The sequence below is a fragment of the Paenibacillus xylanilyticus genome, assembly GCF_013359935.1.
Classification (GTDB): Bacteria; Bacillota; Bacilli; order Paenibacillales; family Paenibacillaceae; genus Paenibacillus; species Paenibacillus xylanilyticus.
The window spans coordinates 144,138-168,097 of the sequence record NZ_JABMCB010000187.1 but is presented as its reverse complement, the minus strand read 5'-3'; the positions used below and the strand labels follow the sequence as shown (position 1 = coordinate 168,097).

Here is a 23,960-nt window from a genome sequence, read left to right as displayed (position 1 = left end):
TGGAGATTAAATTCAGGTTTTGCACAAAAATATTCTATTTTTATACATCATCATGTAAATTCATGGAAATCTTCTAACTCATCTTTCCTATTATGTGATTATATGGTTATAAGACCATTTAATTTAAATAAAAAAAGCCCGATCCAGTTTGGACCAGGCTCCCTATATTCTACCCCTCTACAATATCTGCTTGCAGAGCAGTTGCAATTTCAATCATTTTAGGAACAACAGCTTCACTTGAAATAGCCACGTACAAATCTCCCGAATAAAGCCGGAACGGAACTTCCATGTTATCGAGCTTCCACATAAAAAAATCCCCATCAATTGACATGGTACTTTCGGTTCCCGTAACGGTCAAAACCTGAGCATATGCAAAATCGGGCTGGGATGCAAAGTATTCTTTGCACTCCTCAAGAGTGATGGATTGCTCCACATTTTGTTCTTGCATCGAACGTGTGATACGGAAACGCTGATTCATTGATATGCCTCCAAATTCATTCATTCTATTTTTGCTTTTCATCCATAATAGCAATTTATTTATCGTTTCGGCAAGGAAATGGCTCAGAACGCGCGGGATATTACTTCATTTTTCTTTGTTTCTTGCATCTTCGATCGGTTAAAATAGAAAAGAACCTCATCAAGAGGTTCTTACTCCACTACCTGAACTCTATTGTTGAACAGTGCCTTTGCCAGTCTTCACCGTCTGTACTTCATACATGTTAACCGTTGTGCTGATCAGATATGCAGGTTTCTCCTGCCCTCTTTTGTTCCGGTGACCCTGTAGATGCGCATCGCTCTTCTCCCAGTTTTTCCACGCTTCTTCCGATTCCCAACGAATGATCACCATAACCTCTTCATGTTCCTTGCTTTTCTTGTTAACCATTACACTGAAATCAATCAGTCCAGGCATATCTACCACAGGGGTCGGACCACTGAAGCGTTCCAGCACCTTTTCGCTGTTCCCTTTTTCAATAACCATACTGCGAGTTTGGATCAACATGACTATTCCTCCTGGTCGCCGCAGACGCTGTATACACACCAGCCTAGCAGCAATTTTATATCTCTCTCTTCTATAGTTTAATCCAATTGAAAATGATTATCAATATTACACAATATCAAGTAACAGCTTGTAATTGGAACTCTATGAAAATTTTGCTATACTACAGTATGCTAGATTAGTGTACAATGTCCCTTTTTCTACTAAATAAGGAACCAGGAGGAATATACAGAATGTTACGTAAACGTTTAGGCAAAACCGTTGCTGCCACCCTAATCGGCCTGTCCCTGCTTGGAACAACTGTAAACATCGGTGATGTACATGCAGCACCTGCCATTTCGGTTAAGCTGGATGATGTTGCGCTGCAATTTGATGCTGCCCCGCGGATTGATAAAGGAGTAACCTATGTCCCATTCCGTACAGTTGGGGAAGCGCTTGGAATTCAGATCACATGGAACAGCAAAACGCAAACGGTTAAAGCAGTAGGCAGACTTAAAGGTCAAACCACCGAGGTTCTTCTCAAAGTGGGCAGCAGCACAGCAACTGTTAATGGAAAGAAAGTAAAGCTGGCTGCCGCTCCGGTACAGCGAGAAGGTCGGGTACTCATTCCACTGAGTTCGTTCAGCAGCCAATTCGGCGTGGGTGTGGGTTGGGATCAGGCTACACGTACGGTTTCTCTGGTATCCCCGCAGCGCGAAATGCATCTGAGAGCATTTTATGCCGTGCGAGCATTTCATGAAATCGATCTTGTTACATCCATGAACTCCGTAGCCTTTGGCTGGAGTCGCATTGACCGGGAAGGCCAGTTTACGCTTCAAGGCGAGGAGTATTATCTCCCTGAGGCAGCAGGCGATGTGACCCCTCAAACCATCGTGGCGGATGCTGCAGATCAGAACATTAAGCCGTACCTTATGGTATATGCACTGGATGGCCAAGGGGAGTTAACCAAAGTTTTGAGTGACAGCAGTCTTCGCGAAAAATCGATTCAGGGCATAACCGATGCCGTTGCAGAGAATGGATTCGGTGGAGTCGTTCTTGATTTTGAAGGATTGGGTTTTAAACTGGATGCCAAACAGCAGCAGAAGCTGCTCAACGATTACGTTAAACAATTAAAAGCTTCCTTGCCTAACGACATTTCTATATCACTAGCTGTACCGCCGCTAAACAGTGCATACAAAGGCTATGATTACAATACGCTCGCTTCCTTGGCAGACGATCTCATTATTATGGCTTATCAATATAACCCTGCGGGTACCGAAGCACAGGTTTCTGAACCCAACAGTCTCGTAGATCAAGCCATTCAGCTAGCACTAAACGCAGGTGTTCCAAAAAACAAGCTGCTGCTTGGTATTAACTTAAACAGCGAAACGGGAACCTCCGTTGATGACAAGCTTGGATTAGCCAAGCGATACGATCTCAAAGGTGCTGCATTCTGGCGCCTTGGGTTATTCCGTCAATTCAGCAATCAAATGGAAGACGCGGTGAATGCATCGGTTATAAAGGAGTAGAATGAGTCCATGCGAACTTGTCTTCTATGAATATACTATTCTATCTCACAGGATAGGGGGTATGTAGATTGGCTCAATTTCTGGATGCACGAGTTTCGCAGAATGCGACATCGACCAACTCCATTGCTATACCGATTCCAGTAATCAACACTCCAACGTTATTTGCTCAGATTGGTCTATTAACTGCAGGCGCGGGGCCCAATCCCCGTGTTCAAATGAAAGGAACCATTACGGTACAGTTACCTCTGGCGCTTTTTATAGTGACGATCACGATTGTGAGAGGTACTCTGGCAACAGATCCGTTCATCTACTCGGCCAGTACCACATATGGATTGAGCGGCATAATTGCACCTGAAGTCATTACGTTTTCTGCAAATGACTTCAATCCTCCCATCACACCACAACTAACCTACTCTGCGTTCATCAGCACAAACTTATTGGGAACGGTTCGAGTAGGCCCTGAAAATTTGGACGGAGTTCTCGTCTCGGATTAATCATCGTTTGAATCCAATCTTCTTTCCTACCGGAGCTGCTGCGGTAGGTTTTTTTTCGACTGAAAAAGCTCCCTTCACAGTAGCAGGTTATAAATATCCTGTCTTCTGTAAGGGGAGCTGCTTGAATCTTACCTATTAATACTGTTTCAAAACCTGTCCCAGAATCTCGATTCCCTTCACGATCTGTTCATCCGAAGGTGTCGAGAAATTCAACCTGATGGCATTGCAGGCTTCGCTCTCATCAACCAGGAAAGCCGTGCCTGGAACAACCGCTACGCCACTGGCTGCAGCTGTTTTGGCATAATCCAGCATCGGGATGTGAGCCGGCAGATCACACCAGAGGAAAAGACCGCCATCCGGACGGGTAAATGTAATGGAATCCCCCATGTGCTCCTTCAGCTTGTCCATCATTAATGAAGATTTTCTGCGATATACCTCCCGAATGCTGCTGATATGTTCGGCATATGAATATTCCGCCATGAACTTGTATGCCAAAATCTGGGGAAGCATGGCCGTATGTACGTCTTCTCCCTGTTTGGCCACCACCATCTTCTGTACAACCTCGTTCGGCGCGAGAACAAACCCTACGCGTAATCCAGCAGACAGAATTTTGGAGAATGAGCCTACATAAATAACCAGCCCTTCTTCGTCCAAGGATTTGATCGTTGGCACGTCTTTTCCGCTGAAACGAAGCTCACCATATGGGTTATCTTCGAGAATCATGACCCCGTATGTTTTGGCAAGATCATAGATAGCCTTGCGTTTCTCCAGACTTGTCGTTACTCCCGTCGGGTTTTGGAAACTTGGGATCAGGTAGATCAATTTTACATTTTGCTCTGTCCGCAGTGCATGTTCCAGCTTCCCGATATCAATGCCATCGCTCTCCATGGGAACACCCACAAGCCTTGCACCTGAAGCCCGGAATGAATTCAACGATCCAATGAAGCTTGGACTCTCACAGATGATCGTGTCTCCTTCATTACAGAATACTTTACATGCAAGCTCAATACCCTGCTGGGCACCAGAAACTATGAAAAGTTCATCCGATGCTGAGCCTGTGTTATAGCCCGTCTTCAGGTGATTGGTCAATGTATCGCGCAGCGGACCGTAACCTTCTGTTATCCCATATTGCAGGGCCGTTACCGGATCCTGCTCCAGAATCGTCTGTGTGAACGTCCGAATCGCTTCAATGGGGAACGTTTCCGGAGCGGGATTTCCAGCAGAGAAAGGAATAACGTTTTGACCGGAAGATGCCTTCAGGATCTCTCGAATAATGGATGGTTGCAGTGCTGCAATCCGATTGGAAAATGAATAATTCATTGGTGTATAGTGCCTCCCTACTTCAAATCTGACGCTCATGACTGCTTCTGCACTCCATTCTATTATACGAGGACTTGTCCGTTTTCAAAATGGTCTCCTTCAAATTAGCTGAAAACAACAAAAAAAGAGGTCGGCATAAGCCTCCCCTTTTCAGATCCATGAATCGTGCTATAGCCCGTACATTATCTACGAACCACATTCATCTCCGATAGCCTTGTGGCCTTAACCAAATATGTCGCAAGTCCAGGAATTAACCGGGCTAGCCCTGGATAGTATTTGTTCGTTTTTGCAAATGCCAGCTTCTGAATTCTTCGAGCCCTTCTAAGCAGCTGGGTAAATTCGTTGTTGGCGTCCTTCGTATAGCCCTGCTGCCAGTCCTCAAAGCTAATGTCCTTCTTCAAATAACGGTTGGTCCATTCGGCACATAAAATGGAAGAACGCAGTGCAATGGACATACCGTCTCCACACAACGGAGGAATCATCAGCATGGCATCCCCGATATGTGGGAATTGTGACCAAGGTTCAGGGATATTGGACAAGTTAAGGGGGGCTATGGAAACCTGAGTTTCCGGAACCGGGCTGCCTTCAGCAAGTCTTGCAGCCAGTCTGCCATTGGTTGTGGATGCTGCCTGCAGAATATCAGTTACAGACTTACCACTTCCCTGTACCGTATCCAATGTCAACAAGGCTGCCACGTTAGCGGTACCATTCTCGATCGGAGAAATACCGACATACCCTCCCTCGCAAAAGTAGAGCTCCACACGATTGGACAACTGGAGTCCGCTATAGTGCGACTTCACGCCAACATATACCGTGTCATCCCGCAATTCAGGCGGAGACGTGATCCCGCGCGGCTTTTTGGTTCCATAGGCTCCAATAACCGCTTTTGCTCTGTAGCTTAATCGTTCATTCCCTTTTTTGACCTGCACCTCATAGTGGTCATCTTCAAGCTGCTGAATACTGATAATCGTCGCTTTATTGATGATTTCGGTTCCCGCCGCTTTGGCTTCGCTGTGGAGAATTTGATCCAATTCATGCCGACTGATCCCATAGGCCGATCCCGGTAAAGGAGCTTTAATCTGCCCTCCCTGAGGCATGATGATTTGGGCATGATCCATCGTGCTTGGCATCACTTCCTGATCAAGGAGTCGAATGTCCAGATATTCCAGCATTTCTTTGGTTTCTGGTGACATGAATTCACCGCAGGTTTTGTGACGTGGAAACGCCTGCCGATCAAGCAGTAATGTACGATGACCCCTTCTGGCCAGCTGCAGGGCACATGTACTGCCTGCGATTCCCGCACCTATGACAATGGCATCCAATGGTTTGGACACGTAAAATCACCTGCCTTTCATTTGTGCACCATCATCGGATTAGGCTTGAAAATCTCAAGTTATTGCTCCAACCCGATGATTCGGTATAACGACGGAGTACCGGAATAATGGTTTCCATTCGTAAGTCATGGTGTCATGGTTCAATTGCTGTTTTAACGCCTGCCAATCTCTTGCCGTAAAACCTTTGGCTACGGAGAGTGGACCATCATGGCGAATATAACGATTCCGGGATATCATTCGGGTCGTGATCCAAACTGCCGTATAAGATACCGGATGACGATGGATGTCGTTAATGACGACACCATATCTGGAGACACGCATCATGTGCGAGACCATATCAATCAGCAGCTGTCCGTCAAAATGATGCACAAATTGTGAGCCTGTAACGATATCCGCAAGGGCATCCGGCAGTTTCATTACATCGGCACGCTGCACCGTGATTCTTGGTTCATTTTGAAAAAGTTGTCTCGCCTCCTCACAAGCCTCCTCTGTCAGATCGACAAGAGTAATCCGGAGTTCGATCCCCTTCTGATCGGCCCAGTGCAGCAGTTTCTGATTTACATCCCCTGAACCTGCACCCACATCCATAATACTTAGCTTCGTCGGTCGACCAATGGATTTCCATAGCTTCTCCACACCTGCGAGGGTAGGGCCGGGAGCAGCAAATATTTTGTTGAGCCGCCTCAGATGCTTCAGTGCTTCACGCAATTCTTCTCCACCCATGGAGAAATCATCCATCAGTTCATCTTCCTTCGCACGGATCGACAGGCTTCTAAAGAAGGACATGATCCTTCTCCTTCGCTGCTGGAGAGTATGATGGTACATAAGTAAATTTCATGAGCTCTGCGATCAATCCAGGTCCAAATGCCATGGCCACACCCTCGGTGGAAGACTGATTCCTTGCTTTCATATCCTCGCGCATGGCATTAAGCACAAACAGGATGGTGTTAGAGGAAAGGTTACCTACCGTTCGAAGGACTTCCCTGCTGTACTTCGTTTGCTCTTCCCTTAGATTCATAACGTCCTGAACCGAGTCCACGATTCCCCGTCCACCTGGATGAATGGCCCATAGTTCAGGCAGACTGTCATTGCCGAGTAACTGATGAAGCTCGTTTTCCAGATGCGTACCCAGCAGTTTCGGAATACGGGGAGACAAATAAAGATCATAACCTTGATTGCCTACCTCCCAGGTCATATCTTCCGTCGAATCTGGAAGCAGGACGGAATAGCCGATTCCGAGATCCAGATAATGCCGTTGTTCGGGTGCCGGGGCACCAACGACACAGGAAGAAGCTCCATCTCCGAAGAATGAAGCTGCAAACAGGGCTTCCCTCTCCTTAACCGGTTGAAAATGAAGGGTGCATAATTCCACGCATACGACCAGCACCTGCGCATCAGCCGCACCCTGGACTACATCCCGGGCCATTTGAATGGCTTTCAATCCTGCCGCACAGCCCTGGAAAATCAACGGTAATCGGTTCACCCGGGAAGACAGACCCAAATGACGAATAAGCATGACGTCCAGACCAGGCAGATACTGTCCAGTACAGCTGACCGTAATGAGATGTGTAATTCGATCAGGAGACATTCCCGCGTCCTTCAACGCCTTCTCGGCAGCCTCAATCCCAAGCGGAAGGGCCTCACGTTTATATGTATTCATTCGTTCTTCGGTGGTAGGAATTTGTAAAAGATCACCAGAAGGCAGGTAGCGACAATCCTCAACGGATCTAAGATAACTGGGTTCAACCGTATAGCGTGTTTCGACGCCGCAGGATCTGAATATTCTTTTGGCGAAACGGGCCAAGTCGGGTTGATCCTGCAGGGATGAAGCAATAAGTTCAGCAATATCAGTCTGGGCTACCTCATGAGCAGGTAATGCAGTCCCCATGCCCAAAATGGCGATATCTGTGTGGTTACGTAAGGATTGATTCATGTTTAACCTCCTATGATGGATGAGCTGTATCCTTTAATTAACAACTCTTACCCTTAACAGCGGCCTTGTAATCGGGCGATCCAGTTATATTTATTTATATGGATAAACATGATCCGCATTCTCCATCTGGATGTCCTTCTTCAAAAAGTGTAAAAAAAAGAAGCCGCCCGAAGGCGACTTAAAGAGATTTTTGGACTTGCGTCCACCATGTATTTCAGCATTTTGCATTATTCAATTCATCGCCGATAATGACGACTTCCGTCTCCAGGTTGACATTGAACTGACTGCTCACCTTCTCCTGAATGAGCGCAATCATGTCGATGTAATCCTGTGCCGTTGCATTATCCACATTCACGATGAAGCCCGAATGCTTGCGGGAGACTTCTGCACCACCGATCCGCGTCCCCTGGAGTCCGCAATCCTGGATCAATTTGCCCGCGAAATAGCCTTCAGGACGCTTAAAGACACTTCCACATGAAGCATACTCCAGTGGCTGTTTGGACTCTCTTGCATAGGTTAGTTCATCCATCTTCTCCTTGATCTGCACCGGATCACCCGGCTGCAGGTTGAACTTCACCTCAATGATGATATCCCGTTTTCCCATAAACACACTTTTGCGGTAGCCCAGCAGCAGCTCATCGCTCTGCATCGTTATGATTTCACCGACCTCTGTCACGACAACAGCAGAATCGACCACATCAGACATCTGACCCCCGTATGCTCCGGCATTCATGTAGAGTGCACCACCGACCGAACCCGGGATGCCACATGCAAATTCCAGTCCGGTTAGACTCTCGCCTAATGCCTGACGCGATACGTCAATAATTGCTGCACCGCTCTGCGCAGTCATGGTATGACCATCAATGCTGACCTGGTTAAGATTCTGCAGCGAGATTGTAATCCCCCGGATGCCTCCATCTCTGACGATCATGTTGGAGCCATATCCCAGTATGGTCAACGGAATGTCATGCTGAGCTGCCTGCTTCACAATCATTGCAACTTCATCTATGGTTTCAGGGAACATGAGAATATCGGCTTCCCCGCCAAGTCGTGTATACGTATAGTTTCGAATCGGTTCAGAATATCGAATACGGTCCTTATGGAAGTTGTCAAACAGGGACTTACTTAGTAACTGATATGAATTCATGATTTCTACCACCTTGTCTTGATTGCATCGTATAGGTTATTTTACTCTGAATGTCTCCATTTTGTCGCAATTAATTCGAATTAATCATTATTTTTTTAAAATTATCATCCCGGACTGAAAAAAGCCGCCATGATGGCGACTTAGGGATACTCTATTCTGTGGCCTTTTACATTATAACTCATTTCAAGTAAGCGAGCATTATCCTTGACGTTCCCTCTTATTACAGCATCTATCCCTTCACAGCTCCCAGCGCCACGCTGCCTATAATTTGCCTGGAGAATATCGCAAAGACGATGATAATAGGCAGGATGGAGATCGCAACCCCCAAATACAGCAAACCATAATCCATGCCATAGTACCCCTGAACCAGTGCAACCAGTACAGGAAGCGGATATTTATCCAATGAAAAAAACAGAACGAGCGGCGTGAGAAAGTTGTTCCAGGAACCGATAAAAGTAAATATGCCAAGAGCCGAAATGGCTGGCCCCAGAATGGGCAATACAATCTGATTGAATGTGCGAAACTCCCCTGCACTGTCCACACGTGCTGATTCAATGATTTCATCCGGAATGCTGCTCTCCATAAATTGCTTGATGAAAAATACGTTAAAGGCATTAGCCGCCGCGGGTAGAATAATGGCCGCATAGCTGTCCAGCAGCCCCAGCGTACTGAACAGGCGATACATCCCGATGAGAGCGAGCTGCCCAGGCACCATCATCGTGGCAAGTAAAAACATGAACAGCCAGGTCCGGCCCTTAAATTTGAATTTGGCGAAGCCATATGCTGTAAGTGAACCGATATACAATGACAATACTGTCGAGGTTCCGGCAATAAAAAAACTGTTCGCAAAACCGCGCCAAATATTGATTTTGGAGGCCATATTCATATAATTATCCGCTACAAATGGACCGGGAAGGAAGGTGAATGTAGATGCAATAGTTGCATTGTTATGTGTGGAATAGATAAGCATCAGATAAAATGGAATGATACAGATCACGGCCAGACCCGTGAGGAATAAATAGATGATAACTTTGCCTACCGTAAGCCGCTTTGTACTGGCATATTGCTGGATCGCTGCGCTTGGTTGTTCAATTGATTTAGCAGTTTGCATGGAATTCCCCCTCCCTATGAACGGCTCTTCCGCTTGGTCATCATGAAGGATACGACGGACAAGAGAATGATGATAATGAACAGGCAGAATGCGATGGCTGCCCCGTAACCAAAACGTGTACTTTGGAATGCCACATTGTACAGATACATTATACTGGTCATGGCCGCACGGTCCGGACCACCGGTTCCATTCGTCAATGTGAATGGCTGGTCGAAAATTTGAATGCCCCCAATGATGGACGTAATCATCTGGAACAGAATGATCGGGCGCAGCATCGGAACGATAATATGGATGAAGATATGCTTCTTCTTTGCGCCATCCATCTGAGCAGCTTCCTGCAATGCCGGATCAATCCCCTGAAGGCCAGCAAGGTAGATGACCATGGAGTACCCAAAATATTGAAAGAACAGAATGGCTGACACAATAAGGCGCATAAACCACGGATCATTTTTCCAGTTAATCGGGTCATCAATCAGCCCAATCTGGACCAAAAAGTGGTTCAATCCGCCGGACTGCCAATCAAATATCAAACTCACAAGCAGACCAAGCGATGCCGCTGTCACGATGTTAGGGAAAAAGTATACGGCTCTGAAAAAGTCTCTACCCTTAAGCAGCTTATCGTTCAGGATAAAAGCGAGGATCAGAGAGACGGTAAGCTGCGGAACCACAGAGACACCCCAAATGAAGAGTGTATTAAACAGCGTTTTATAGAACAATGGATCTTGCAGAACTGCAGCATAGTTTCCTACCCCAACGAATTCGGGCGTAGTGATCCCGTCAAAGTTGGTAAAGCTGATATACAGGGAATATAGAATGGGATAGAGTCCAAAAATGGTGAAAATAATGAAAAATGGGGCGATAAAATAGTAGCCATAATGGTCTTTGCGGATTGATTTGGCAAACATGATGCGTTCCTCCAGTCATCGGATGATTAAAAGCTTTCGCTCCCTCAGCTAATCCACTTCCAGCTCCGGAAATCTCAATTGAACATCGCGTTTGATTCGCTTCACCGCTTCTGCCTTGGTCTGAATGTCGTTATTAAGATACAGCTGGAGCACATTTTTATAAATGTCACTGTTAATGATGGAGTCATACTTGGTTCGCTCATAAACAGGAACCTGTTTGGCCGCTTCGGAGAAAAACTCGAAATGCTTTTGTCCTCCCAGATAAGCTGAAGTTACGGATTGTGCGAGCTGATCATTGACAACCATATTACTTGTAAAATAATCCTGTTCCTTCGCCAGCTCAGACAGAAACTCATGGTTAAAGTTATAAAACTCAATAAACTTCCAGGCCAGGTCCTTTTTATCACTTTGGCTGTACATCGCAATATACGTACCACCCGCACTAAAAGCAGATGGCCCTGGGGCAAGACCCCACATGCCTTCGGTGTCTGGTGCGTTCGCCTTGAATGTGTATTGCAGTGCCCAGGTTGCTCCAGGATAGAACATGACTTCCCCCTTTTGCATTGAAGCGGCATGCCCGGCACTTCCTTCTTCATATTCGGCCAGCACCTTCCGCTGACGAGCTTCCCGAACCAGATCCAGAACCTGCATGTAGGTTGGGTCGATGACGAGCTTACCATCCTTCACCCATGGGATCCCGTCATAGGAATTGGAGATGGCATTCCAGTTTGCCAGTGCATGTACTTTGTTCCCGCTGGCCTGCTGCACCTTCTCTCCGATCTCGAATATCTTTTCCCATGTATCGATCTGCTCGCCTACCTTCTGCGGGTCATCTGTGCCCAAATATTCCTTGGCCAAATCCCGTCGATAATAGATGCCTCCCGGTGTCCCCTGATAGCCGATGGCGCGAATATTCCCTTCGCTATCCTTCTCATTAGCCTGCACAAATGCATACTGCTCTGGAATCAGCTCATTGGCGTTATACGGAGATGCAGATAAATTCTCCAAATAAGGAACATCAATCAGCTCTCTGATATTTGCGTTCTCAATCATAAACACATCAGGAGCTTTCGACCTCGTCTGCAGTGCGGATTTCAGTTTGGTAATATAGAAATTCCCTGGGATGTTGACGAAGTTCACCTTGATGTCCGGATACTTCTCTTCGAATTTCTCAATGGCATAACCCGCTTCATCCGTAAAACTCCAGACGGTAATCTCTTCCTGCTTGGATGCATGTTCTCCCTTCGACTGACAACCGGATACGATCATCACTGCGCTTACAAGTGCAATAATGGATAGATATTTCAATCTAAAGTTTTTCATGGGCCCCCTCCTTCAATAAAAGGAAACGCTTACATTTTATTCGAGTATAGTGATTTTGGAGAGGGCTTTCTCCTCAAATATTGTGAATCATCCTTCATATTTTGTGATGTGGGTCTGATGCTTCTTCCGAAATTCGGACGGCGTGCAGTCATTATATTTTTTGAACAACCGATTATAGGAGCTCACATTGTTAAATCCATGCCCGATTGCGATATCTAAAATGGAGGCTTGACTGAACAATAATGCCCATTCCGATTTGATGATGCGAAAGTGGTTCAAGTATTCCATCAGGGTTACTCCCTTGTTCTCCTTAAACAGCTTGCATACATGAAATTTGCTGAATTTGATGTGCTCTGCCACTTGATCCAGCTTGACGGGTTCGGCATAATGTTCCTCCAGGTATTCACACACTGATTCAAGGAATTCAAATCTTTTGGACGACGTGCAGGGCTCTCCCGAGATGCATTCGTGTGTCGTCGGTGTCTTGGTGCGCAACAAGTGAATGATAAGATCGTACAGCCTTGCAACCATGATCCATCGGTATCCCGGCTGCTGCTGTTTCTCTTCATCGGATATGGCATCTATATAATGACCCAAATTCTTCTCCCTGCAGATGGTAGACGGAAGGATTGTCGTTTTATGAAAAACTTCACGAAGCTCCTGAGATTCTTTGTCCGCTGCGAGGTTTCCCGTTAACCATTCCAGTCGAAACAGAATAATGGTCAAATGATCGGTACCCGGCAAAAAACAGTGAACATCCCCTGGTTTGATCAACAGCACGTCTCCTTGTTCCAGCTCACAGACTTGATTGTTTACTCCAATTCTCGCGCGTTCTCCATTCACTACGACCAACTCAACCTCTTCATGCCAGTGTGCGGCAAAATTAAACTGTTCACCTGTGTGAATTACCCGGATCGGAAAACCTTCTGTCATATGACCTGTTTCAAGAAACGTTGGCACTCCCATCAGATCACCCTTTCCATATTTACCAATTCCTTAGTAATCATATTATGCATGAAGTGCAGGATTCCTTTCGACTTGGAAATGAAAATAAATAATACCCAAGAAAAAAGTCACCTACATTTCATCATGCGGGCGACTTTTACAAACACAATATGGTAGCGTAACAAGTTGGATCTTTCAGCAAAGGTGTTTCTATACGCTAGTCTTGAAGCGAACGGAATGACGTTCCACACATTAATTATTCAATATGTATGAAGAATCCACGGTTTCTCCCTTTAACATTTGGATAAGTACATGTCCGGCCAGTTGGCCAGCATCCGTTTTTGGTTGACGAAATGTCGTAAGTGGTGGGTACACATAATGAGATAGATGTATGTTGTCGAATCCGACAACAGACACTTGCTCAGGAACTGAAATATGATGTTCCCGGAATGCCTCTAGCCCGCTAATAGCCATCTCATCACTCGCAAAAAACACTGCCGATGGAAGCTCATTTTCGATCAGAAATTTGGCCGCTTGATAACCGCCTTCTTTCGTGAAATGTCCGCTCAGCCTCCACTCCTTCCTTTCTTCAACACCCGCTTCGTGCAATGCTCTCAAGTAACCCTGATAACGTAGGAGATTGCAATCCGAACTGAATGTTCCATTAATATAGGCTATTGTACGGTGCCCTTTATCAAGAAGGTATCGGGTTGCCACATATCCTCCTTGTTCATCATCAATCAGAACATTTACAATATGATCATTATTTAGTTCCCGATCCATTACCACAATAGGAAATCCTGATTCAGCAGCTTCAAGAAGCAATTTATTTTGAATATTCTGAGCAATTACAATGGCGCCATCTATTCTTTTTTCCCGGATGTAGCGGCTAGCAGTTGAATGTTCTCCACCGAGTGAATTGCATACGATCATATCGTATCCATGATGCATAATAACCGATTCTATACCTTTGACTAATTCCGAGAAATACGGACTGGACATATCATGTACAATTACACCTCAAAAGACCATTCTCATTTGTGATCAGAAAAAAATAAAATCATTCACTGGCATTTTATCACGCCATCTGGTTCATGTCTCCATTCGTATCGCATGGCTCTTTTTGCTACGAACGCCCTTTTTGATTTATTATTGAATAAGCAATTCCTATGTATAACATCTACAACCACATCTACAACCATATTTTAGAAACAGGGGTGTCCCATTGAAGTATAGCGAGTATGCAATAGGTCAGGTTTACAAAACAAAATCGATTAAACTGTCCAAAACCGATATTATGGAGTTTGCGAAAATGTACGACCCGCAGTATATGCATTTGGACGAAGAAAAAGCCAAACAAGGACGATTCGGAAGTCTGATTGCATCCGGCATGCAGACGATGAACATATCCTTCAAGCTCTGGATTGAAGTGGGCGTATACGGGGAGCATGTTGTGGCCGGCACGGGAATGAATAACATCCAATTTATTAAGCCTGTATTCCCGGATGATGAACTCCATGTAACGGCTGAAGTGATCAACCTCCTGCCAAGACGCAGGGGCAATGGAATCGTTACTGTGTTACTCACAACGTTTAATCAAAACAATCAAAAGGTATTTCAGGCCGAATTAAGTGCATTAATTGATAATTGATTTGCCGCTAATACAAATCAAGTAAAATAGCCGCTTCCCGGAAACATTCGGGGAACGGCCACATATTCACATTTTAGTTCAAGTCCGAAGTCCCATTTATAACCGATTAAATTCCAGGACATATATGGAAAAGGGACGCAATACATGACCTTGCTGCCATTTGTGAGCAGGGACAACACACTCATCAGATCGAATATGATCCGGTTGAAATACAGAGTTGATGTCGTCGTAAGAATCGCCCGTAATTTCGTGCAGAACCGTGTCTTGGGATGCTTCGAAAGCATGAAGATCGATTTTGACCGTCACTTGCTCCAAACTTCGATTTACAATAAACAAAGTGATTTTGCTGTGATCCTCATTCGTTCCGGCCACAACATCCAGATCAGGGAGCGCACTCAGGTCCATCGGCGTTTTCCTGTGTGCAACAATAGAAAATGTTCCGCATTCCGCTTGCACAGGTATAATATGTTTGATATCCCGATTGGCATATAGTTTCAGCACTTCATAGGTTGGGGTTCCATAGATGGTAAGCGGTTTTCCGCTCCATCCAGCCTGTTTGCCACAGTATTGGTCGGCATAAAAGTCTCCGACGCGTATACATCCCCCGAGCCAGCCATTAACCAGATCAGAGTAACTGCCGATGTGTACCATATTACTACAGCGAATCATCTCATTCAGATTGGCGGCATTGGCAACAGCGGCTCCCAGTGTATGTTCATTTGGCAGCCCTTTTCTAACCGTATTCGGATAATACATTGTGTTGTATTCGGTAATGGCCAATTTTACATGTCGATGCTTGTTAGCAGATGCAATGACCTCTGTTGTTTGGTTAATATAGTGCCCAGTCCATTCGGGATAAGAAACTATTGCTTTATAACGATCGTCGGCAGGTGTATCCCGATTCATGCCAAAGGGACCATAACCGTGATACAGATGCAGGGTTAAATAGTCGATATGCTCGCCTGCGAGATCAAGAACCGTTTTATTCCATTCCTGCTCAAAGTGTCCACAAGCAAGTAGTACAATGGACGGATCGGTTTGTTTCATTTTTTTCGCAAACTGTACCGTTCGATCTCCAAATTGTTCTGCTGTGCAGCTGCCGACCTGCCATTGTCCCCATACCTCGTTCCCAATCTCCCAATATCTCACACGGTAAGGCTCTGGTGATCCATTTTTTGCCCTCAAAGCCCCCATCGGTGTATCGACACTTCCATTGCAGTATTCAATCCATTGGGCGGCCTCTTCAGGTGTACCCGATCCATCATTCACGCAGATCAATGGTTCGACCTGAAGCTCACGGCAAAAACGGATAAATTCATCTGTTCCGAAATATTTGCTTGTCCATCCACCCCATGCCTCATTGTACATGATTGGTCGTTCCAATACCGGGCCGATGCCATGTTCCCAATGATAAGCACTAATGTAGTTGCCTGCGAGTCTCATCATGCCTGCATTCAATTCTCTTGTCATCTCGACCACTTCACGTTTCACCAGCCCAATGTGATCTACTGGCAGCAGTGACACATGGTCAAGCCAGAGCATTCCGGTAGATACGTGATCTATCCATCTGGAGTGTTCGGCCGGAATATACAACCGGATTTCCGCATCCGGACAAGCGCGCAAGACCGTAAGACCGGCCTCATATTTCTGCCAGTTATGGCTTTTCAGTTCGATCCGAACCTGTCCAAGCACTTCTTCCGTTTGCCTATCGACGGCAGCCACAACCAAATAACGAAGTTCAATGGAAGCACGCGCAACGATTCGAAGGGTGTACTCCATCGGTCCTTTCAGCGCTGCTGCCTGAGCAATTCCCGCATAAGCTTCATCGTCACTAAGAAGACGAATGCGCTGAGCGCGGCCTGAATGTCTTGGTGCAGGAGCTTCTATGGCATATGTCGTATTTCTTCCGTTGGTGTATGCCCTCCAGCTTCCTGATACCGCTGTCTTTGACTCGGCTTCGCTCTCAAAATCCATATCTTTCAATGGGTATGCAAGCATCGCCTCCATATGATCACGGATATCTTCAACAAAATGTCCAAACAGATACGGGTTAATTTCATGCTCACTAATCTTGTTGCAATCAATGGTAATCATGGCATTTGATTTCAACATAAGTCCTCCCCAAAGTGATCTAACCTTTAATTGATCCAATCATGACTCCTTTTACAAAGTGCCGCTGCACGAGTGGATACATCAATAGGACTGGCAGACTCGAGACAATGATGACCGCGTATTTAATACTTTCAGCGAGCAGAATTTTATCTTCCAGTCCCATGGTCCCGTCCACAGCATCCGTTTGACTGATCAGCAGAATTTCGCGCAGCACCAGCTGAAGTGGGTGCAACTCTTCGTTACGGATATAGATGAGTGCGTTAAAAAAGGAGTTCCAATGCCCCACGGCATAAAACAACACCATTACAGCAAGAATTGGTTTCGACAACGGCAGAATAATGCTTATAAGCAGTCTCCAATTGGAACATCCATCGATATGGGCAGCCTCCTGCAGCTCCCAGGGTATACTCGACTGGAAATACGTTCTCATTACGATCAGGTTATACGTGGCGATTGCACCCGGAACAATTAATGCCCACATGGTATCGACCATTCCCAAATTTTTGACCAACAGATAGGTGGGAATCAACCCACCGCTGAAAAACATCGTTAACGTGATAAACACCATAATGACATTACGCCCGGGAAGATCAGGTCTGGATAGCGGGTAAGCCGCCAGCACAGTCATCACGATGTTAATGAGTGTGCCAATGGCCGTATAGAGAATCGTATTGCGATACCCCGTCCAAATTTTCTCATTATGCATGATGTTGGTGTAGGCATCCAGTGTCAAGCCTTTTGGCAGCAGCCACACCTCACCATTTAATACCTTTGTCGGATCACTGAAGGAAGCACTCACAATAAAGATCAACGGATATAATACGGCAACCATAATGATGGCTGCCATAGTGTAAATAATCATATCGAAAACTCGTTCATTTGAGCTACCTCCTAGCAATCTCGCTTGCTTCGGCACGGCACATCCCTCCTCTACCATAAACTCGTCTCTGACGTTTTACGTGCAATCCGGTTGACCAGTAGTAACAGCAGCAGATTGATGATTGAATTGAACAGCCCGATCGCTGCGGTGTAGCTATATTCTCCCTTCAGAATCCCGCTTGTATAGACAAACGTTGAGATGACGTCACTTGATTCCAGATTGAGATTGTTTTGCATGAGCAATATTTTCTCGAATCCAACGTTCATAAAATGACCGATGTCCAGTATTAACAATATGATCACGACCGGAGCAATACCAGGTAGCGAAATGTGCCAAATTCGGCGCAGCCTTGAAGCACCATCCATTTTGGCTGCCTCATACAGATGTGGATTTACCCCGCTCAAGGCTGCAATGTAGATAATGGATTGCCAGCCCATATTCTGCCATATGTTAGAACTGATAAAAATGGTCTTGAACCAGCCTGCTTCCTCCAGAAATCGGATTGGAGTGCCTCCAAAAAATTCGATGAGCATATTAACCGGTCCTGTAGTTGGCGAAAGAAATACATTGAGTATACCTACAATGACAACAACCGAAATAAAGTGCGGAATGTACGTAATATTTTGCAGCCACTTACTGAAGGTTTTGCTCCGAATCTCATTAATTATAAGGGCCAGCAGAATTGGAATGGGAAATGCGATTAACAGGGAGAACAAGTTAATGGAAAGGGTATTCCAGAGCAGTCTCCAAAAATAATAGGATTCAAAAAAACGCTCGAAATGTCCAAATCCCTCCCAGCTGCTGCCGAGAATCCCTTTGGCCGGATTGAAATTTTTGAATGCAATTTGCAATCCGTACAACGGGCCATAATGAAAAACCAAATACCATGCTACGGGTAGAAGCAACATCAAGTACAGGTCAGCTCTCTTGCCCATTTGCCTAAACAGGCGTGATCCCCTCCTGGAATGCGTATGGCCGATCGGGATCGTTGTATCGTTTTGGGCACGTTTCATGGGCGTTCACTCCTTCCCCTGTCTGTCAGCCTATTTTTGCATCTTGTCATAGGCATCCTGATATAACTTTTCAAGATCGTCTATCCGCATCTTCTGAAGTGTGGACTGAAATTGTTCCCACTTGTCAAAACCAATCGCACCAACGATAAATTTAGTGCTTTGCTCTTCGTAATATTTATCAATATCATTACGCAGAATGTTAACTTCCTGGGCGGTCTGTTCATCAAACATCGGAGCGGCATATCTTACTTCCGGCATGAACGGGTCCAGCTTAGCCTGAGCTTCCTGTACCTGAGGAGGATTGATAAATGACGCAACCTGTTCGCTGATCAAATGTGGCGCGCCGCCACCTGCGTAAGGTGTGATTTTAGCCTGATTGCTAATCTCCTTCAGAAAATCTTCTTTGTAATACGGGATTCCTTCCTTGTTCTCATAGTGCTCTCCTTCTCTGCCAAATCTCAACAAGGTTGATCCTTCATCACTATAGAAATAATCAATCCAGCGCATGGTTACTTCGGGAGAAGGGTTAACGGAAGTGATTGCAAAAGCTCCAAAATCCCTTGCAATTGGCAGAGCCTGGCTCTGTAAGCGGTCTCCTTGCGGGCCGGCAAAAGGTGCAATTCCCGTATATTGATCCTGAATCGAAAGAAAGTTATTGTTGGTCTGGTCAAAGAAAAAACCGGTATTTCCCGACCCCTGCTTGGCCAGATATTGTGCTTCCGTGTGTGCAAAAATCTCCTGATCCAGCAGCTTTTCCTGATAGAGTTTGTTTAAATACATCAACATTTCTTTATTGCGATCACTGCCCATCCAGATGTTTACTTTGTTATTCTCAATGTAGATGTTATATCCAAGCTGTGAATCCAATCCAAATGATCCGCTCATCGCTGCAACAATGGACAGTCCCATACGCGCCGTCATAGGAAGTTCATCCTTTTTCCCATTGCCATTTGGATCACCATCACGGAAAGCAAGCAGCACATTATATAATTCGTCAGTCGTCTCGGGTACATCCAGATTAAGCTTGTCGAGCCACATTTGATTGATCCATTTTTTGTCCGTACGTGCCGCACTTAAAGTTACAATGCCCGGAATGGCATAGATATGTCCCTCTGGTGTGGTAATGCCTGAACGAATCTCGGGATATTCGTCCATTAATTTCTTCAGGTTGGGAGCGTACTCATCAATCAGTCCTTCAAGCGGAATCAATTGTCCTGCTGCACCATAGCGAATCGTTTCTAGCGGTGTAAGGCCTGAACGAAACAAGGCATCAGGCAGCTCATTCGACGCAAAAAGAAGATTTTTTTTCTCTTGAAAACCATCGGTTTGTGCTTCAATGAATTCCACTTTCACATTGCTTAACTTCTCATAATCCTGGAACACGGGCATCTCTTTGAAAGGACCATTTACGGGTGCAATCCGGGTGAACATCTTAAGGTTTATTGGCTGGTCCACAATCGGAAATCCTGTCGCATGAACGTCATTTTTTGAAATCTCAGGAACAGATTCGTTATTGCCTCCACTAGAATTGCATCCAGAAAGAAATAAACTGGACGTAATTATTGTCATAAACAGATTTCTTCCCCAGTATTTGCGCATGATTTTGTGCCCCCTGCCATTTTCATCACCAAGTCCAACTTGAAAGCGGTTACTATTGGTGTGAGATCATTATAATTCAATGGATCAAGCGGCCAATTACAAAAATATGACCCATTACTCCACTTTTTTTACGGTTTTATTCCTTCTGCTTATGTGTGTAGGGTTTGAAGGAAGGCGTATCGGTTAGTTTCCTTTCGTTTGTGCCTGTCCCAGATTGCCCAAGTATTCTTGCGGGGTCATGCCCGTTATTTCCTTGAATACTTTGAAAAAATAGTTATGTGTCGTAAATCCCACTTGCACACTGATTTCTTTAATGGAATATTGGCCGCTTTCCAGCAGTTTGCATCCGGCATTAATTCGGACTCGATTCAAATATTCCGAAAAGGTCCGCTGTGTCTCTTCCTTGAATAATCGACTTAAATAGGATGAATTCAATCCGATCGAACCTGCAGCAAGTTCCAATGTTACATACCCCGGATACCGCTCCAGAATGAAGTGGATGGCTTGCGTGACATGTCGTGAATACGAACCCGCTATTCGATGCGGCTTCAATACATTGAACAGTCGTGAAAAATAGGAATGGAGCCAGTGTTCCAATTCGACCAACCGGGTTAGCTTTGCAAGCTCGCTTTTGGATGGAAGCTCATTTCTTGCGCTTTCATCTCCCGGCATCCACGTATTCAAAGCCTTATCCCCGATCTGTATGAGTTCACTGATCATGATTTGAACCGTAGGTGAATGAACCGGCTGTGATTTTATCGAAGAAAATATGGAGGAAATGTATTGGCTCACACCTTCCTTGTCAAACCTCTCGATAGCTAGAAGAATCTGCTTATGTTCTTCGATGGTGAGCGAAACACGCTGAGGTTGTCTTCCCGAAGATTTGTTTGCCATGGTTGAATCGATAATCGTATGGCTGGAAGTTTCTTGAGGTGAAGATCCATCCATTATGCGCAGAGCTGATCTGTAGCTGCCAGGCAGTTGGGACAAACCAGTGCATATATGTCCAAGCGCAGTTATGCATCGCAGATTAAGGAACAATTCCAGTGTGTGCTGAATTTTGCGCAACTGTCCATCTGCCTCCAGCTGCATTAAATGCTCGCTTCGTTCTTGAAAAGCAAACATGATGACAAATCGTCCATCCTCCACATATACCGCAGTCCGCTTATGGATATCCCCCAGACTCTGCTGCATCATATCCACGACTTGCTGAATCAATCCATGGGTCTTCATATCACTGTATGACTCTGTCAACAGAAAAAATGGAACAATTTGTAAGGTGGCTACCATGTAATGGGATGCTTGCGGATAGAAGAATTGTTGCCAAGTTTGAACTTCTGAATCAACCGTTGCGTTTTTCTGACTTTGAAGCAGATCAAGAATATCCTTGCGTACATTTCCAGGATTCCTCTTCTCCACTTTTGCTTTTTCACTGGCGTGTCCCCTGAGGTTTTGCTCTTCATTCTGCAGCTCCATAACCGCTCTCTTCAGAATGGATAATAATGCCGATTCATCCAAACGATGCTTAAGCAAATAATCGATGGACCCATTTCTCAGGCAATCCCGCACATAGTCATATTCATCATAACTGCTAAGCACGATGGTGCTTATCCATGGAAAACGTTCTTTGATGGCCCGATTAAGTTCAACGCCGTTCATCTCAGGCATATCGACATCAATGATCACGATATGCGGTGGATCTTGCTCAATCATGGTTAGAGCCATAACGCCATTTTGCGCCTGTCCGCATATTTCAAATCCGTGTGTATTCCAGTCCACTAAGGTCCTTAGATCATGATGTACCAATGGCTCATCATCAACAAGCAGCACTTGAAACATGCCTAGATCACCTCTTGTTCAGTGTTTTCTGTGCGCTTCTGCACTTTGGGAAGACGAATCTCCGCTTTTGTATATAAGCCTGGCTCACTATACAAATGGACACCGTACGCGTCACCGTACATGCCAACAATGCGTTCATGTACATTACGGACGCCCATGCCGCTAAAGCGTGAAGATTTTGCCTTCTTGTCACTTTCCCCCAGCAGACTGCCCTTTTGCTGCTCCGTGATGCCTTTGCCATTATCCATCACTTCAATCCTGAGATGACTGTCTGCATCAAATACACGAATCAATACCAATCCTTCCTGGGCAAACGGGCCGATCCCGTGGATAATGGCGTTCTCTACCAAAGGCTGCAGCATCAACTTCAACACCTGGCACTCCAGCAGGCTGTCATCCTCAATCTCGGTAATAAGCTGAATGGGTTCCGTATATCTGTACTTCATAATGGAAATATAATGTTCCACATAGGCCAGCTCCTCCCGTACTGTGAGAAACTCGCTTGAATTCCCAAGAACACTTCGCATAAGCTCAATCAACGAACCAGATACCTCTTCAATATTTGGTGCACCGTTAAGCTTAGCCAAATATTTGATTGTATTAAGTGAATTGTACAGAAAATGAGGGTGAATTTGAGCCTGGAGTGCTGTCATTTCTGCATCCCGTTTTGCTTTCTCACTGAAACGGATTCCTTCGAGTAACCTCTCCAGTTCCTCAACCATGCTAACAAAGACGTGGTATAACTGCCCCGTTTCATCTTCACTTTTGATCTCTTTTTTGGGAAATGTCAGATTTCCATCCTTCACAAACATCATGAGCGATTTCAGCTTCCTAATGTTCAGTGTGATACGTGATGAAACCTGAAAAGAAGCAATCAGAACGACCACAAATACGATGACTGAAACTTCTGCCAACAGTTTACGAAGTCTTGCAGACTCCGTTAAGAGTGAATCCATTGGGATCAGTGCAAGCGTAGTCCATCCGGTGTAGCTCGAATTCCGACTCACCACGATATATTCTTTTCCCTCAATGACTTGCCTGACTGCTTCACCGTTACTTTCCAATTCCTGATGAATCGTTCTAATCTCCTGGTATGATGGGGCGTAATGCGGGGTGGAATGATTCTCATAGACGAAGCGGCCATCTTTATCCAGCACATAGATCATGCTATCCGTAGTCGGCTTCACACCATATGTTTTTTGAATGAACGCATAACTCATGTCGACCATAACCACACCGATCGTCTCCCGATTGTAACGGACCTCTCGGCCAATGGTGATCGCATCGGATACACCTGTCTGTTTAAAATAGGCATGCCTTGAACCGTTTTGCAGCATATAGTCCATCATACTTGTCTCTAAGACAGTTCTGTCCATCCAAGGTCCGCCTGAGAAGAACACTTTTCCATTCAGACCAACAACAGCTATTCGTGAGATATAAGCTTTGTAATCAATCAGAGAAGATAAAAATTCATCCATCCGTTTCTCTTCCTGAAACCATTCATAACTGATCTCTTCATGCGGACTAAGCAACGTATCAATGACCGTATTTTTATTGGTTACTACTACGGTGTTCAGGCGGTCAATCTCTTCCAGCATGACATTAAGAGATTCATCAGCCTGTCTTATACTGTCTGAGACCGATGTAATGGCATTCAGACTGATTGTCTCTCGCATGCTCATATAAACAATAACGGTGATCGAAACGATAGATACAAGGGTCACGACGCTAAAGGCAATGAAGATTTTCCCCTGAATGCTTCGTTTCGGTGATATCCACCTCAGAATTGCAGAAAAATTCATTATGGGATCTCCCCTTTTTCGAAATCAAAAAAGTAAACGCTATCAAC

At 45.3% G+C, this 23,960-nt stretch carries 21 protein-coding genes; 3 read left to right on the top strand and 18 right to left on the bottom strand.

Annotated features, from left to right (window positions below):
- Window positions 1–169: 169 nt before the first annotated feature.
- Together HP552_RS16645 and HP552_RS16640 are read right to left on the bottom strand one after the other, a co-directional pair.
- A complete protein-coding gene (locus HP552_RS16645) occupies window positions 170–478 on the bottom strand; it encodes a hypothetical protein (protein WP_175396545.1) in 309 nt (102 codons plus the stop codon).
- Between the two features lie 189 nt (window positions 479–667).
- Entirely contained in the window at window positions 668–1,000 is a 333-nt protein-coding gene (locus tag HP552_RS16640) for an antibiotic biosynthesis monooxygenase (protein ID WP_175396544.1), read from the bottom strand.
- Between the two features lie 230 nt (window positions 1,001–1,230).
- On the opposite strand from HP552_RS16640, the gene HP552_RS16635 reads away from it, so the two are divergent.
- Together HP552_RS16635 and HP552_RS16630 are read left to right on the top strand one after the other, a co-directional pair.
- On the top strand, window positions 1,231–2,505 hold the full coding sequence (locus tag HP552_RS16635; protein ID WP_175396543.1) for a stalk domain-containing protein: 1,275 nt from the start codon (window positions 1,231–1,233) through the stop codon (window positions 2,503–2,505).
- Between the two features lie 68 nt (window positions 2,506–2,573).
- Window positions 2,574–2,999, top strand: a complete 426-nt coding sequence (locus tag HP552_RS16630; RefSeq protein ID WP_175396542.1) for a hypothetical protein — start codon at window positions 2,574–2,576, stop codon at window positions 2,997–2,999.
- Between the two features lie 135 nt (window positions 3,000–3,134).
- Here the strand turns inward: HP552_RS16630 and HP552_RS16625 are convergent, their stop codons facing one another.
- The 10 genes from HP552_RS16625 to HP552_RS16580 all read right to left on the bottom strand — a co-directional run bounded on the left by HP552_RS16625 (window position 3,135) and on the right by HP552_RS16580 (window position 14,031).
- Complete coding sequence (locus HP552_RS16625) at window positions 3,135–4,319, bottom strand: aminotransferase-like domain-containing protein (protein WP_175396541.1); 1,185 nt, start codon at window positions 4,317–4,319, stop codon at window positions 3,135–3,137.
- Window positions 4,320–4,501: 182 nt separating this feature from the next.
- Window positions 4,502–5,653, bottom strand: coding sequence for an NAD(P)/FAD-dependent oxidoreductase (locus HP552_RS16620; RefSeq protein WP_175396540.1), 1,152 nt, complete (start codon window positions 5,651–5,653; stop codon window positions 4,502–4,504).
- Between the two features lie 54 nt (window positions 5,654–5,707).
- The gene (locus HP552_RS16615) at window positions 5,708–6,439 is read right to left on the bottom strand and encodes an SAM-dependent methyltransferase (RefSeq protein WP_175396539.1); all 732 of its coding nucleotides are present in this window, start codon (window positions 6,437–6,439) and stop codon (window positions 5,708–5,710) included.
- Complete coding sequence (locus HP552_RS16610; RefSeq protein WP_175396538.1) at window positions 6,426–7,586, bottom strand: type III polyketide synthase; 1,161 nt, start codon at window positions 7,584–7,586, stop codon at window positions 6,426–6,428. The genes HP552_RS16615 and HP552_RS16610 overlap by 14 nt, the downstream gene beginning before the upstream one ends.
- Before the next feature lie 214 nt (window positions 7,587–7,800).
- Entirely contained in the window at window positions 7,801–8,733 is a 933-nt protein-coding gene (gene murB / locus HP552_RS16605; RefSeq protein WP_175396537.1) for a UDP-N-acetylmuramate dehydrogenase, read from the bottom strand.
- Window positions 8,734–8,962: 229 nt separating this feature from the next.
- A complete protein-coding gene (locus HP552_RS16600; RefSeq protein WP_175396536.1) occupies window positions 8,963–9,844 on the bottom strand; it encodes a carbohydrate ABC transporter permease in 882 nt (293 codons plus the stop codon).
- Between the two features lie 14 nt (window positions 9,845–9,858).
- Window positions 9,859–10,749: a carbohydrate ABC transporter permease gene (locus HP552_RS16595; protein WP_175396535.1), complete on the bottom strand. Its 891-nt coding sequence runs from the start codon at window positions 10,747–10,749 to the stop codon at window positions 9,859–9,861.
- A gap of 48 nt (window positions 10,750–10,797) precedes the next feature.
- The gene (locus HP552_RS16590) at window positions 10,798–12,072 is read right to left on the bottom strand and encodes an ABC transporter substrate-binding protein (protein ID WP_246310922.1); all 1,275 of its coding nucleotides are present in this window, start codon (window positions 12,070–12,072) and stop codon (window positions 10,798–10,800) included.
- 87 nt (window positions 12,073–12,159) lie between these two features.
- The gene (locus tag HP552_RS16585; RefSeq protein WP_175396534.1) at window positions 12,160–13,038 is read right to left on the bottom strand and encodes an AraC family transcriptional regulator; all 879 of its coding nucleotides are present in this window, start codon (window positions 13,036–13,038) and stop codon (window positions 12,160–12,162) included.
- A gap of 231 nt (window positions 13,039–13,269) precedes the next feature.
- Window positions 13,270–14,031, bottom strand: a complete 762-nt coding sequence (locus tag HP552_RS16580; RefSeq protein ID WP_312884305.1) for a substrate-binding domain-containing protein — start codon at window positions 14,029–14,031, stop codon at window positions 13,270–13,272.
- Between the two features lie 211 nt (window positions 14,032–14,242).
- Here HP552_RS16580 and HP552_RS16575 point away from each other — a divergent pair, with 211 nt between their 5' ends.
- Window positions 14,243–14,668: a MaoC family dehydratase gene (locus HP552_RS16575; RefSeq protein ID WP_175396532.1), complete on the top strand. Its 426-nt coding sequence runs from the start codon at window positions 14,243–14,245 to the stop codon at window positions 14,666–14,668.
- A gap of 96 nt (window positions 14,669–14,764) precedes the next feature.
- Here HP552_RS16575 and HP552_RS16570 read toward each other — a convergent pair whose 3' ends face one another.
- From HP552_RS16570 to HP552_RS16545, 6 genes are all read right to left on the bottom strand, one after another.
- Window positions 14,765–16,777, bottom strand: coding sequence for an alpha-L-arabinofuranosidase family protein (locus tag HP552_RS16570; RefSeq protein ID WP_175396600.1), 2,013 nt, complete (start codon window positions 16,775–16,777; stop codon window positions 14,765–14,767).
- 22 nt (window positions 16,778–16,799) lie between these two features.
- A complete protein-coding gene (locus tag HP552_RS16565; RefSeq protein ID WP_246310932.1) occupies window positions 16,800–17,642 on the bottom strand; it encodes a carbohydrate ABC transporter permease in 843 nt (280 codons plus the stop codon).
- Between the two features lie 68 nt (window positions 17,643–17,710).
- The gene (locus HP552_RS16560) at window positions 17,711–18,673 is read right to left on the bottom strand and encodes an ABC transporter permease (protein WP_175396530.1); all 963 of its coding nucleotides are present in this window, start codon (window positions 18,671–18,673) and stop codon (window positions 17,711–17,713) included.
- Window positions 18,674–18,703: 30 nt separating this feature from the next.
- Window positions 18,704–20,272 carry an extracellular solute-binding protein gene (locus HP552_RS16555; protein ID WP_175396529.1) on the bottom strand — a complete coding sequence of 523 codons (1,569 nt, stop codon included), beginning with the start codon at window positions 20,270–20,272 and terminating at the stop codon, window positions 18,704–18,706.
- Between the two features lie 183 nt (window positions 20,273–20,455).
- Window positions 20,456–22,111, bottom strand: a complete 1,656-nt coding sequence (locus HP552_RS16550; RefSeq protein ID WP_175396528.1) for a response regulator — start codon at window positions 22,109–22,111, stop codon at window positions 20,456–20,458.
- 2 nt (window positions 22,112–22,113) lie between these two features.
- The gene (locus HP552_RS16545) at window positions 22,114–23,913 is read right to left on the bottom strand and encodes a sensor histidine kinase (RefSeq protein ID WP_175396527.1); all 1,800 of its coding nucleotides are present in this window, start codon (window positions 23,911–23,913) and stop codon (window positions 22,114–22,116) included.
- Between the last annotated feature and the right edge of the window lie 47 nt (window positions 23,914–23,960).